This window comes from Xanthomonas sp. NCPPB 3200 (assembly GCF_056393585.1).
Genome location: NZ_CM150785.1, coordinates 4,071,403 through 4,084,835 on the forward strand (window position 1 = coordinate 4,071,403; position 13,433 = coordinate 4,084,835).

Below are 13,433 nucleotides of genomic sequence, written 5' to 3' on the forward strand. Positions count from 1 at the left end.
CTTGGCCGTCATCGGGCCCGCGCGCTTGCTGCGCGGGGTTTCTAAGCGATGCGATGCGTCCTCCTTCATCGGTGGGCCGCAGCGGAGATGTCATGTCTTTCGATCCCAATTGTTTCGATCCACCCTCCAACGGCGGCCTGAGCCGGCGCCGCTTCGTTCAGGGCATGGCCCTGGGCGGTGTTGCCGCCACCACCGGCCTGTGGCGCAGCGATGCGCGTGCGTCCAACCCGGTAAGCACGCCGGTCCTGCGCGGCAGCAGCCAGACGCTGCAGATCGGCCGCATGCCGGTCAACCTCACCGGGCGCCGCCGCCCCGCCATCACCGTCAACCAGAGCCTGCCGGCCCCCACGCTGCGCTGGCGCGAAGGCGACACGGTCAGCGTGCGCGTGCGCAACGCGCTGGCCGACCAACCCACCTCGGTGCACTGGCACGGCCTGTTGCTGCCGGCCAACATGGACGGCGTGCCGGGGATGAGTTTCGACGGCATCGCGCCGGGCCAGGAGTACCACTACCGCTTCGCGCTGCGCCAGTCCGGCACCTACTGGTATCACAGCCATTCGATGTTTCAGGAACAGGCCGGCCTGTACGGCGCGATCGTCATCGATCCGCTGACACCGCCGCCGTATCGGCACGATCGCGAGCATGTGGTGCTGCTCTCGGACTGGACCGACCTGGACCCGGCCGCGCTGTTCCGGCGGCTCAAGCAGATGCCCAGCCACGACAATTACGCGCAGCGCACGGTGGGCGATTTTCTGCGCGATGCGCGCGACGACGGCCTGCGCGCAACGCTGGCCGACCGCGGCATGTGGGGGCGCATGCGCATGACCCCGACCGACCTGTCCGACGTCAACGCCAACACCTACACCTACCTGCTCAACGGCGTCGCTCCGGCCGGCAACTGGACCGGCCTGTTCAGGTCAGGCGAAAAGGTACTGCTGCGTTTCATCAACGGCTCGTCGATGACCTACTTCGACATCCGCATCCCCGGCCTGCGCATGACCGTGGTGGCCGCCGACGGCCAGTACGTGCATCCGGTCAGCGTGGACGAGCTGCGCATTGCGGCGGCCGAGACTTTCGACGTGCTTGTCGAGCCCATCGGCCAGGACGCATTCACGCTGTTTGCGCAGGACATGGGCCGCACCGGATTCGCCTGCGGCACGCTGGCGGTGCGGCATGGGCTGCAGGCACCGATTCCCGCGCTGGACCCACGCGCGATCCTCACCATGCAGGACATGGGGCACGGCGATGGCATGGCGCATGCAAGTCACGCCATGCACGGCGCCGACACGCCGCACAGCGACCCGCATGCGGCACACGCGATGGCCATGCCGATGCCAGCCGCACAGATGCACGGGCATGCAAGCGGCGATGCGCAGCGCAAGACACCGCACCACCCTGCCAGCGAAGACGGCAACCCGCTGATCGACATGCGCAGCAATGCCACTTCACCGCGCCTGGACGATCCCGGGGTTGGCCTGCGCGACAACGGCCGCCGGGTGCTGCGCTACGCCGACCTGCACAGCCTGTTCGAGGATCCGGATGGACGCGAGCCCGGGCGCGAGATCGAACTGCATCTGACCGGGCATATGGAAAAATTTGCCTGGTCGTTCGACGGCATCGCCTTCGCCTCGGCAGAGCCCTTGCGACTGCAGTACGGCGAGCGGCTGCGCATCGTGCTGGTCAACGACACCATGATGCAGCACCCCATCCATCTGCACGGCATGTGGAGCGATCTGGAAGACGCCGATGGCAATTTCCAGGTGCGCAAGCACACCATCGACATGCCGCCCGGCACACGCCGCAGCTATCGCGTCCGCGCCGATGCATTGGGCCGCTGGGCCTACCATTGCCATCTGCTGTACCACATGGAAGCGGGCATGATGCGCGAAGTGCGGGTGGAGGCATGAGTACGCTACGGACGCAATACAGGACGCTGCTCGCACTGCTGCTGAGCGCATCGGCCACTGCACAGGAGCATCAGCATGCGGCGATGGAGTCATCCGCGCATGCCGACGGCGCACATGCAATGCAGATAGCCGACCAGGCAACGGCGGCCCAGCCGCAGACATCCATCGCAACGGAGGCATCGCCGCCATCCGTGCAGCAGAGCGCAGAGGCGATGCAAATGGAGCATGCGCAGATGCAGCACGCGCAGCACTCCAGCACTGCATCGGCAAACGCTGCTGACAGCACGCCTGCGCAACGCCTGGTACAGGCCGACGTTTCGGCAGCGCCGACATCGATGCACCACGCAGGCATGCAGCACGCCGATGTCCAGCACGCCGCACACCAGACCTCTGCAAATCCACAACTGGACCACACCCGGCAATCACAGGCAGACAGCGACCACGATGCAATGGATCATGCATCGATGGATCATGCGTCGATGCAGCACGGGCAACAGCATGGGGCGATGGATCACTCCGACATGGAGCACGCGCCGCATGCCGAAGCGGTGACGCAAACGCCGGCATCGCCCGGCACCGGCGCACTGCCACGTACGCCGATCCCCGAGCCCACTGCCGAGGAGATCGCGGCGGCATTCGCCCCCTTGCAGCACCATGCGATGCACGCGCCAGGCACCAATCACTACGTGTTGCTGGATCGACTGGAAGCCTTCGACACCACGCGCGGCAGTGGCCAGGACTGGGAAGCGCGCGCCTGGATCGGCGGCGATATCGACCGGCTCTGGTTGCGCAGCGAAGGCGAGCGGCAGGACGAGCGCACGCAGGCCGCATCGGTGGAGGCATTCTATGGCCACGCCATCTCGCCGTGGTGGGACCTGCTGGTCGGCGCACGTCAGGACATCGGAGCGGGTGAGCATCGCCGTTGGGCCGCCTTCGGCGTGCAGGGCCTGGCGCCCTACAAATTCGAGACCGAAGCCACGCTCTATGTCGGCAGCGGCAGCCGTGCCGCGCTGCGACTGGAGGGCGAATACGAGGTGCTGCTCACCAACCGGCTGATCCTGCAGCCGCGCGTGGAAGCCGATATCGCCCTCACCGACGATGACCGGCGCGGCGTTGGCAGCGGGCTGGAGCAGGTCGAGGTGGGCCTGCGGCTGCGCTACGAAATCACCCGCCGCTTCGCGCCCTATATCGGCTGGGTGCACAGCCGCAGTTTCGGCGACACCGCCCGCCGCGCCGTGATCGACGATGAGCCTGCACGCGACAGCCGGTTTGTTGCCGGCCTGCGCATCTGGTTCTGAAGACAACCGCTGTGCGCATGGGCCTGACCGTTCGGACTCGGTGCAGGCCCATGCCACGGCCTTGAACAAGACAGGTCGCGCTGTCGCGCACGATCGACCACAGAGCGACGCCAGACCGCCGACGCACACGGTGCAGACATGCCAACAACCATTGCCCCGCTAACATCCACCTCCAGTGCAGCCTGACCTGCCCCCGCATTCCATCGAGGAGACCGCAATGCCTTTGACCGACCTGCAACACGTCCCCGGCGCCAGCGCCGCACCTGCCGACACTGCCGGTTTCGTGTTCAACCACACCATGCTGCGCGTCAAGGATGCGCAGCGTTCGCTGGATTTCTACACGCGCGTGCTGGGCTTCCGCTTGCTGGACGCACGTGATTTTCCGGATGCGCAGTTCAGCCTGTACTTCCTGGCCCTGCTGCCCGACGACACCGCCATCCCCGACGACGATGCCGCGCGTCGGCTGTGGATGGCCGGCATCCCCGGCGTGCTCGAACTCACCCACAACCACGGCACCGAAACCCAGGACGGCCCGGTCTACCACGACGGCAACAGCGAGCCGCGCGGCTTCGGCCACATCTGCATCTCGGTGCCCGACATCCACGCCGCCTGCGCACGTTTCGACAGCCTCAACGTGCCGTACCAGAAACGCCTGGAAGACGGCCGCATGAAGCACCTGGCCTTCATCAAGGACCCGGACGGCTACTGGGTGGAGATCATTTCCAATACGCCGCTGGCGTAACCCATAACAAAATGCCCGGGGTTACCGGGCATTCTTGTTTCAGGCACATGCGCTGTCGGTACTTCGCTTTCGAGCAGGGTATGTCGGCAGATAACGCCCACAAAGCTGGATGCGCGCAGCGCACTTCCAGCGGCTAACGCAACCTAGCGTGCGGTCATCAGGTGAGTGCGGACGGCGCGCTCAGAACCGGAACGTACGAGTGGCACATGCCGATTCCGAGCACCGGCCGCGCCCGCCTGACGGCGGCGCAGTAGTTCTGGTAGCTCTTCCTAGATGCAGGCGCCATCCTGCGGCATCACGCGTTACCTCAGTTGGAGGTGGCAACTGCCTCTCTATCCGGGAACCACTGCGGTAACTGCTCGGCAAATTTTGTGGCGCATTCCTCGCTGTAGGCCTGTGCGGCCTGCTTGACCAGCGCGTAGTCGTTTGCCTCCCACTCCTCGAGCGATGCGGTGCGCGGTGTGGGCGCGCAGTCCAGATTGACCGGACTCGCCTTGCGCTTCAACAGTCCGGAGCGTTCACCGCCGATCGTCACCGCGTAGCGCAACTCGTAGGGCGACTTGGTATTGGCCAGGCTCTGGTAGACGAGCAGCCAGTCGGACATCAGGACCTGCAGCGGGAACGGTTCTGCCGGCAGTGCTGCCGGATGTCCGGTGAAGTAGCTCTTCAGGCGCGCATTGACCGCATCGCGCTGCAGTTGATAGCCGGGATTGCCCACGCCCTCCATCCTTTCGCCTTTCAGCTGCCCCTTGCCGAAGGCCGACACTGCGACGCCGCGTGTGAACAGGCTGGTGGCGATCTGCAGGCCCACCACTGCCCCGGTGTGCCCGCGCCGCACCACGCGCAACATTTCGTCGCCGTTGGGCAGGCCGTTGGACCCCACGCGCATGCTGGCATGCAACGGCAGCTGCAACGCCCAATCCGCCGACAGCGCAATGACCGTGCCGGCATCGCCCTGCGTCTGTGCGGAGGGCTGTTGCTGTGTCTCGGCGACCGACAGCGTGCCGGCAACTGCAGCCGCGGCGTAAGTCATTGCCGTCGAAAAATCGCCGTTGGCAAATGCGGGCACCACTGCCACCGCCTCGGCACCACGGGTGGCGGTACAGAACGTGCTGGAGGCACGCATCTGCACTTCATGAAATGCGATGCCGTTGACTTGATGCACGGCCGCATCCTGGCCGTACTGCGCGACCAGCCTGGCAACGATGGCGTCCTGCTCGACAGGCTGCTGGCCGCAGACCTTGGCCGCAGCGATGCGCGACCAGGCGAACTGCAGCGCCGGATCCCACCCCATCGCGTCTTCGCCAACGAAGCCATGGTCGTAGTGATAGGCATAGATGGCCGGGTCGATGTCCTGCAAGGTCATGCCGCCCACGCCCGCATAACCGGGCGGCACATCGCTGGCCATTATGGCGCCGCTCAGCGCCGAGATCGCCACTGCAATTAATGCTTTCATGGATTCCTTCCCCTGGAGAGCGTCGCATTGCGTGTCCCCCACGCAATGCGACATGGCACTGTCAGATCGCGCGGACAGCGATCAACGGCACAGTGCTTTGGTCCATCAGACAACGGTCCGCAGTCGGCTAGAACGCTCAGTTGCGAACTTAGTGTGAGCGCATCATGCGCAATTGGCAGTCGGGGCGGTCCCCACAGCTGTAGGGACGGCCCCGGAAGTGACGCTTATCTACGCATGCAGCAGCCCGCCGTGACTGCGCTGCCACTCGCGCGGCGGGCGCAGCGCCGCAAGCGTGCGGACCAACTCGCGATAGGTGGCGGCCAACTGCGCGAACAGACCCGCATCGCTGTAACGCGTGTCGGCTACTTCGAAATACGCGCCGCGGCCCAACGCGATGAAGTAGTCGACGCTGAGCCGCCGGCGCTGCGCAATCCCGGGAAACAGGCCTGCAATCAGCAGGCATTGATCTCCGATGTCGCGCAATGCATCGGCCCGCAGACTGCCGATCTGGTCGTGCGCGTGCAACCAGGCCAGGGCCTGCGTGCGCGAAAACAGCTGCGCATCGCGCTGCAGGCGCAGCAACACGAAAACCAGATAATGCTCGCGCGATTCGTCCAGCGGCTGTGCAATCCGCTGCCCCGCCTCACGTACCAACGCCTGCCACAATTCCGCTGGCGCGCCCTGTTTGAAAGACTCGTGCATACGTCCTCCTGCGTGATGGGACCCTCGCAGGAAGCGTATGCATAACCTGGGCCATCGCGTTGGCAGCCGGAGCGGCAGTCTGCCAAGCTTGGGTTGCTGCGGCACCGGCAGCGACCCGGGCACGTTGCGAAACACGCCTCTGCGCGGCCACCGTGCGATACCGACGCGGGGCCCCAGCAACGCCACCGATGTCCGCAGGCTGCAGGCAATCGCGACAAAGAAACAGGGCGGGCAGTCGTTGGGCATGCGCACCGAGCCACAGCGCATGCAGGGAGATGCCGCACCCGGCGGCCGCGACGCTGATCGCGGCGAGCGCAGCCCCCTCGATCGGCCGCGCTACTCCACCGTCACCGACTTGGCCAGGTTACGCGGCTTGTCCACATCCGTGCCGCGCGCCAGTGCGGTGTGGTAGGCCAGCAACTGCACCGGGATGGTGTGGATCACCGGCGACAGCACGCCGGCGTGGCGCGGGGTGCGGATCACGTGCACGCCTTCGGACTCGCTGAAGTGGCTGTCCTGATCGGCGAACACGAACAGCTCGCCGCCACGGGCGCGCACTTCCTGCATGTTGGATTTGACCTTTTCCAGCAGGCGATCGTTCGGCGCGATCACCACCACCGGCATCGCCGCGTCCACCAGGGCCAGCGGGCCGTGCTTCAACTCGCCGGCCGGATACGCTTCGGCATGGATATAGGAAATTTCCTTGAGCTTGAGCGCGCCTTCCAGCGCGATCGGGTAATGCAGGCCGCGGCCGAGAAACAATGCGTTTTCCTTGGCCGAAAAACGCTCGGCCCAGGCCATGATCTGCGGCTCCAGATTCAGCGCGTGCTGCACGCTGCCCGGCAGGAAGCGCAGCTGCTCCAGATACTCCGCTTCTTCGGCCTCGCTGATGCGCCCCTGCAACTTGCCCAGCACCATGGTGAGCTGGAACAACACCGCCAGCTGGGTGGTGAACGCCTTTGTCGAGGCCACGCCGATCTCGGCGCCGGCACGTGTGTAGCAGACCAGTTCGCTGGCGCGCGGAATCGCGCTTTCGGGCACGTTGCAGATCGACAAGGTGTGCAGGTGCCCCAGCGATTTGGCGTATTTCAACGCCTCCATCGTGTCCAGCGTTTCGCCGGACTGGGAGATGGTGACGATCAGGTGCCTGGGATTGGCGTACGCCGCGCGGTAGCGGTATTCGCTGGCGATCTCCACGCTGCACGGCAGCCCGGCGATGGCTTCGATCCAGTAGCGCGCAGTCATGCCGGCGTAGTAGCTGGTGCCGCAGGCCAGGATCTGCACGCCTTCGATGTCGCGCAACACTGCTTCGGCATTGGCGCCGAACAATGACGCAGGGAAGCCCTTGGCGTCGATCGCCGCCTCGATGGTATCGGCCAGCGCACGCGGCTGCTCGTGGATCTCCTTCTGCATGAAGTGGCGGAACGGGCCCAGTTCCAACGATGCCAGCGACACGTCCGACAGATGCAGCGGGCGTTCGACCGGGGCGTCGTTGCCATCGAAGATGCGCACGCCATCGCGGCGCAGGTCGGCGGTGTCGCCCTCTTCCAGGAAGATCACCTGGCGGGTGGCCTGCACGATGGCCGAGACATCGGAAGCGACGAAGTTCTCGCCCTCGCCCACGCCGATCAGCAGCGGGCAGCCCATGCGCGCGCAGACGAAGCGCTCCGGTTCGGCCTGGCTCATCACCGCCAGCGCGTAGGCACCGGTGAGCTCCTTGACGGTGCGCTGCAGCGCGGTCAACAGGTCGCCTGCGCTGCCCAGATGGTGATGGATCAGGTGCGCGATCACTTCGGTATCGGTCTGCGACTCGAAGGTGTAGCCCAGCGCGCGCAGCTTCTCCCGCTGCTGTTCGTGGTTTTCGATGATGCCGTTGTGCACCAGTGCCACGCCGTCACTGATGTGCGGGTGCGCATTGGCCTCGGTGACGCCGCCATGGGTGGCCCAGCGGGTGTGGCCGATGCCCAGCGTCGCGCCGAACTGCTCGGCCTGCGCGGCCTGCGCCATCTCCGCCACGCGCCCGGTGCGGCGCACGCGGCGTACCTGCGCGCCATCGAGCACGGCGATGCCGGAGGAATCGTAGCCGCGGTACTCAAGGCGCTTGAGTCCTTCGATCAGGACCGGGACCACATCGCGCCCGGCGATCGCTCCGACAATGCCGCACATAGGACAACCCTTGAGGACGAAGCCGGGCATTTTAGCGTGTCCGCTCTTGTCCGCTGCATGACCGTGCCCGGACAGCGTGTCCGCGCCGGTGTCCGCGGACACTGCGGACACCGGCCACGAACGTCTAAAAGCGATTTTATTCAACGACTTGGAGGTTGGCACAGACCCTGCTTTATCACCGTCACGCCACCGAGCCAGCCGACCATGATTCGCGATACCTCCGCCCAGGACCAGGTTCTCCGTACACCCACCCAGAGCGCGCCCTGGCGCCGCTGGCTATGGCCCGGCATCGCGGTGGTCGCCTTGTTGGCCGGTATTGGTTGGGCGGTCACCGCGTGGAGCGCCGGCAGCCGCTCGTTCGATGCCAGCCGGGTGCGGATCGCCACGGTCAGCCAGGGTGACCTGGTGCGCGACATCGCCGCCGACGGGCGCGTCATCGCCGCCAACAGCCCCGTGCTGTACGCCATCTCGGCCGGCACGGTGACGCTGAGCGTGGTGGCCGGCGACGTGGTCAAGCAGGGCCAGGAGCTGGCCCGTATCGACAGCCCGGAGCTGCGCAGCAAGCTGGCGCAGGAGCAGGCCACGCTGGCCGGGCTGGAAGCCGAGTCCAGCCGCGCCGCCCTGGATGCCACCCTGGCTCGCGCCACGGCCAGCAAGCTCACTGACCAGGCCAAGATCGACAAGCAGGCCGCCGCGCGCGACCTGGAGCGCTACCAGCGCGGCTACGATGGCGGCGCGGTGCCGCAGGTGGAGCTGGCCAAGGCGCAGGACACCTTGAAGAAGACCGACATCGATCTGCAGCACGCCCAGCGGGATGCGTCGCTGAAGAGCCAGGGCGCGGACCTGGATTCGCGCAACAAGCGCCTGCTCGCCGACCGCCAGCGCGCGGTGGTGGCCGAGGTGCAGCGCCAGGTCGATGCGCTCACGCTGCTGTCGCCGTTCGATGGCCAGGTCGGCCAGGTGCAGGCGGTGCAGCACACCCAGGTCGCGGCGAACGCGCCGATCCTGGGCGTGGTGGACCTGTCCAAGTTCGAAGTGGAGATCAAGGTGCCGGAAAGTTTTGCGCGCGATCTGGCAATCGGCATGCCGGCGCAGCTCACCAGCGGCAGCGGCGAACCGTTCCCGGGCGCGATCTCGGCGGTGTCGCCGGAAGTGGTCAATGGCGAAGTCACCGCGCGCATCCGCTTTGCCGACAAGCAGCCGCCGGGCCTGCGCCAGAGCCAACGCATGAGCGCACGCGTGGTGATGGACACGCGCCGCAACGTGCTCAAGGTCGAGCGCGGCCCGTTCGTCGAACAGTCCGGCGGCAGCTACGCCTATGTGATGGATGGCAACACCGCGGTGCGCCGTCCGGTGCGCATGGGTGTCAGCAGCCTGGGCGAGGTGCAGGTGCTGTCCGGGCTGCAGGTCGGCGACCGCGTGGTGGTCTCCGGTGCAGACAACTTCGGGGATGCACCGCGCGTCACCGTTCACTAAAGGCGACCAGCACCTGCTGCGCAGCCGTCAGGCTGCTCGCCACGGTTTGTCAGCCACTCTCAATCTCTTTCGCACACACCTCATTCGTAAAGGAATCGGCAATGCTCAAGATGCAATCGGTCTCCAAGGTCTTCCGCACCGAACAGGTGGAAACGCACGCGCTGCGCTCGCTGGACCTGCATGTGCGCGAAGGCGAATTCGTTGCGGTCACCGGCCCCTCCGGCTCGGGCAAGACCACCTTCCTCAACCTGGCCGGGCTGCTGGAGACCTTCACCAGCGGGCAGTACCTGCTCGACGGCGAAGACGTCAGCCACCTGTCCGACGACGCGCGTTCGCGCTTGCGCAACCGCAAGATCGGTTTCATCTTCCAGGGCTTCAATCTGATTCCCGATCTCAACCTGTTCGACAACGTCGATGTGCCGCTGCGCTATCGCGGCATGGCCGCGGCCGAGCGCAAGCAGCGCATCGAAGAAGCCTTGACCAAGGTCGGCCTGGGCTCGCGCTTGAAGCACTACCCCACCGAGCTGTCCGGTGGCCAGCAGCAGCGTGCCGCCATCGCGCGTGCGCTGGCCGGCAGCCCGCGCCTGTTGCTGGCCGACGAACCCACCGGCAACCTGGACTCGCAGATGGCACGCGGGGTGATGGAACTGCTGGAAGAGATCAACAGCCAGGGCACCACCATCGTCATGGTCACCCACGACCCGGAACTGGCCGCACGCGCGCAGCGCAACGTGCATATCGTCGACGGCCAGGCCACCGACCTGGAACGCAACCCCACCCTGATGCGCGCGCGCGACAGCGCCGCCGCCCTGGCCGAGTAAGAGGCACATCCATGTTCGGCTACTACTTGAATCTTGCCTTACGCAGCTTCCGCCGCAACAAGGTGCTCACCGCGCTGATGGTGCTGGCCATCGCACTCGGCATCGGCGCCAGCATGACCACCCTGACGGTGTTCTATGTGCTGTCCGGTGATCCGATCCCGCAAAAGAGCGACCGGCTGTTTAGCGTCCTGGTGGATCCATACCCCAAGGCCGGATACCAGCCGGGAGAAGAGCCAGGCGACCAGGTCACTCGCTTCGATGCCGAAGCGCTGCTGCGTGAAAAGCACGCAAAACGCCAGGCGCTGATGACCGGCGGAAGAGTGGCGATCGAGCCAGACAAGAGCGGCATGACCGCCTTCAAATCAGAAGTTCGCTTTACCTCGGCCGATTTCTTCCCGATGTTCGAAACGCCTTTCCTGTATGGCCAAGGCTGGTCAGCAAGTAGCGACGAGGCGCACGAGCGCGTTGCGGTAATCACCCGGGAACTCAACGACAAGCTGTTCGACGGCGGCAACAGCATCGGCCGCGATTTGCGCATGGACAAGAACACCTTCCGCATCGTTGGCGTTCTCGCTGACTGGAAAGCCAATCCGCGCTTTTACGATCTCAGCAATAGCTATGGCTCGAACGAACAGGTGTATCTGCCGTTTTCCGTGGCGATAGATCTGAAGATGGACCATTACGGCGGTATGAATTGCTACGGCAAGAGCGACAACAGTGATCAAACCGCGCTCAACGCGTCCTGCACCTGGATGCAGTACTGGGTGGAGCTGGATAGCCCAGCGCAGGCTGGCGACTACAAGGCCTATCTGGATAACTACTCCGATCAGCAGCGCGCTGCAGGGCGTTTCGAACGTCCGAACAATACCCGCCTGCGTAACGTGATGGAGTGGCTGGATTATAAGGAAGTGGTTCCTGGCGACGTTCGCCTGCAGCTGTGGCTGGCGATGGGCTTTCTACTGGTGTGCCTGCTTAATACCGTTGGTCTGTTGCTAGCCAAGTTCCTGCGCCGCAGTGGCGAGATCGGTGTGCGTCGCGCCCTTGGCGCCTCACGCGGCGCCATCTTTGCGCAGTGTCTGGTCGAAGCCGGAACCATCGGACTTGCGGGCGGTATTACAGGGCTTGGGCTGGCATGGTTGGGCTTGTGGGTGGTGCGCCAACAACCTGTCGACTACGCCAAGCTTGCGCACCTGGATCCAAAGATGCTGTTGCTCACCTTCGCATTGGCGCTGGTTGCCAGCCTATTGGCCGGCTTGCTGCCGTCCTGGCGCGCCATCCAGGTTGCGCCCGCACTGCAGCTCAAAGCGTCCTGACCACCACGCCCGCCGCGCTGCGGCGGGCACGCCTCTTATCGAAGGTACCACCCATGGACATCCGCCCCATCATTTCCACGTTGCGCCGTCACAAGACCGCAGCAGCACTGATCGTGCTCGAGATCGCACTGGCCTGCGCGATCATCTGCAATGCCATGTTTCTGATCGGCAACCGCATTGAAACGCTGCAGCAGCCCAGCGGCATCGCCGAATCAGAACTGGTCAGCATCCAATTGGGAGGCATCGGCACCCAGGTCAACGCAGAAGCGCGCACGCGTGAGGATCTGGCAGCGCTGCGCAGCCTGCCCGGTGTGCGCGGGGCGACAGCAATCAATCAGATTCCCTTCGTCAATTATTCCTGGAACAGCAGCATCTCCCTGACCCGAGAGCAAGAACGTCAGACGCTCAATGCTGCGCAATACATGTCGGGCGAAAGTGCTGTGAGCACGCTTGGCCTGCAACTGGTGGCAGGCAGGGATTTCACTGCAAACGAAATCATTGATATGGAGCAGGCGAATAACGACAGGTCTCTCGATAAAAAAGGCATTTCGGTGATCATCGCGCAGACCATGGCCGACAAACTGTTCCCGATCCAACCTGCGTTGGGCAAGACAATTTACGCGGGCGAGACGGCGTTACACATCATCGGCATCGTGCAGACACTGGCACGCCCCAACAACAGCAATTCCAATGGCGTCAACCAGAGCAATTACTCGATGCTGCTGCCAATCCGCATCGATTACACCTCAGGCCAGTACATGCTCCGTGTGACCGATCAGACGCGTCGCGCAGAGGTGTTGCAATCTGCGGTCGCCGCATTGATGAAGCTGGACAACAGCCGGCTGGTGCTGAAGCAACAGACCTATAGCGAGATCCGCGAGGAATACTTCCAGAACGACCGCGCGATGGTCTGGTTACTTGGTGCAGTCTGTATCGCACTACTGATCGTCACCGCGCTGGGCATCGTCGGCCTGGCCAGCTTCTGGGTGCAGCAACGCACCAAGCAGATTGGCATCCGCCGTGCACTGGGTGCGACACGCGGCCAGATCCTGCGCTACTTCCAGATCGAGAATTTTCTGCTGGCCTCAGTCGGCATCGTGCTCGGCATGTTGCTGGCGTACTCGATCAATGTCTGGCTGATGGCCCGCTACGAATTGCCGCGCCTGCCGGTGCTGTATCTGCCGATCGGCGCACTGTTGCTCTGGGCGCTGGGCCAGATCGCCGTGTACTGGCCCGCACGGCGTGCCGCGATGGTGCCGCCGGCGGTGGCCACACGCAGCGCGTGATGCGCACGCTGCGCGTCAGCGGTCGCTGTCGACCCGCTGACACGCGGCACACGGCACACGGCACACGGCCATGTTGCGCAGATCCTGCGCGATGGCAGCATCGCTACAAGCGACTTTGCCGTCGGCCGCCCGGGCAATGCCGATTCCGTCACCACCGCCCTGTCTACCAAGGCGCCTGTGTCGCAGGCGCCTGCCCCGTGCTGATAGCCAGCGTTGCGCCGGGACCTTCGCTTGAGCTCGGCATCGACGCACGCCCGCTGCCAACC

General features: G+C 64.9%; 10 protein-coding genes and 1 other RNA gene. 7 read left to right on the top strand and 4 right to left on the bottom strand.

Going from position 1 to position 13,433, the window contains the following annotated elements; genetic code table 11:
- Window positions 1–71: 71 nt before the first annotated feature.
- The 3 genes from AC06DU_RS17425 (at window position 72) to gloA (ending at window position 3,947) form a co-directional block, all read left to right on the top strand.
- Window positions 72–1,907, top strand: a complete 1,836-nt coding sequence (locus tag AC06DU_RS17425; protein WP_478204445.1) for a copper resistance system multicopper oxidase — start codon at window positions 72–74, stop codon at window positions 1,905–1,907.
- Between the two features lie 233 nt (window positions 1,908–2,140).
- Window positions 2,141–3,205, top strand: coding sequence for a copper resistance protein B (locus tag AC06DU_RS17430; protein ID WP_478202915.1), 1,065 nt, complete (start codon window positions 2,141–2,143; stop codon window positions 3,203–3,205).
- Window positions 3,206–3,422: 217 nt separating this feature from the next.
- The gene (gloA, locus tag AC06DU_RS17435) at window positions 3,423–3,947 is read left to right on the top strand and encodes a lactoylglutathione lyase (RefSeq protein WP_047124892.1); all 525 of its coding nucleotides are present in this window, start codon (window positions 3,423–3,425) and stop codon (window positions 3,945–3,947) included.
- 131 nt (window positions 3,948–4,078) lie between these two features.
- Here gloA and AC06DU_RS17440 read toward each other — a convergent pair.
- The 4 genes from AC06DU_RS17440 to glmS form a co-directional block, all read right to left on the bottom strand.
- A non-coding RNA gene (locus AC06DU_RS17440) (sX9 sRNA) lies at window positions 4,079–4,155 on the bottom strand.
- Window positions 4,156–4,254: 99 nt separating this feature from the next.
- A complete protein-coding gene (locus AC06DU_RS17445) occupies window positions 4,255–5,403 on the bottom strand; it encodes a hypothetical protein (RefSeq protein ID WP_478202916.1) in 1,149 nt (382 codons plus the stop codon).
- 228 nt (window positions 5,404–5,631) lie between these two features.
- Window positions 5,632–6,105: a hypothetical protein gene (locus tag AC06DU_RS17450; protein WP_024938393.1), complete on the bottom strand. Its 474-nt coding sequence runs from the start codon at window positions 6,103–6,105 to the stop codon at window positions 5,632–5,634.
- 336 nt (window positions 6,106–6,441) lie between these two features.
- Entirely contained in the window at window positions 6,442–8,271 is a 1,830-nt protein-coding gene (glmS, locus tag AC06DU_RS17455; protein WP_478204447.1) for a glutamine--fructose-6-phosphate transaminase (isomerizing), read from the bottom strand.
- 204 nt (window positions 8,272–8,475) lie between these two features.
- Between glmS and AC06DU_RS17460 the strand changes: the two genes are divergently transcribed.
- The 4 genes from AC06DU_RS17460 to AC06DU_RS17475 all read left to right on the top strand — a co-directional run bounded on the left by AC06DU_RS17460 (window position 8,476) and on the right by AC06DU_RS17475 (window position 13,167).
- Window positions 8,476–9,747, top strand: coding sequence for an efflux RND transporter periplasmic adaptor subunit (locus AC06DU_RS17460; protein WP_478202917.1), 1,272 nt, complete (start codon window positions 8,476–8,478; stop codon window positions 9,745–9,747).
- Between the two features lie 101 nt (window positions 9,748–9,848).
- Complete coding sequence (locus AC06DU_RS17465) at window positions 9,849–10,568, top strand: ABC transporter ATP-binding protein (RefSeq protein ID WP_166770220.1); 720 nt, start codon at window positions 9,849–9,851, stop codon at window positions 10,566–10,568.
- Window positions 10,569–10,579: 11 nt separating this feature from the next.
- Window positions 10,580–11,881: an ABC transporter permease gene (locus AC06DU_RS17470; RefSeq protein ID WP_478202918.1), complete on the top strand. Its 1,302-nt coding sequence runs from the start codon at window positions 10,580–10,582 to the stop codon at window positions 11,879–11,881.
- 53 nt (window positions 11,882–11,934) lie between these two features.
- Window positions 11,935–13,167, top strand: a complete 1,233-nt coding sequence (locus tag AC06DU_RS17475; RefSeq protein ID WP_478204448.1) for an ABC transporter permease — start codon at window positions 11,935–11,937, stop codon at window positions 13,165–13,167.
- The last annotated feature ends 266 nt before the right edge of the window (window positions 13,168–13,433 follow it).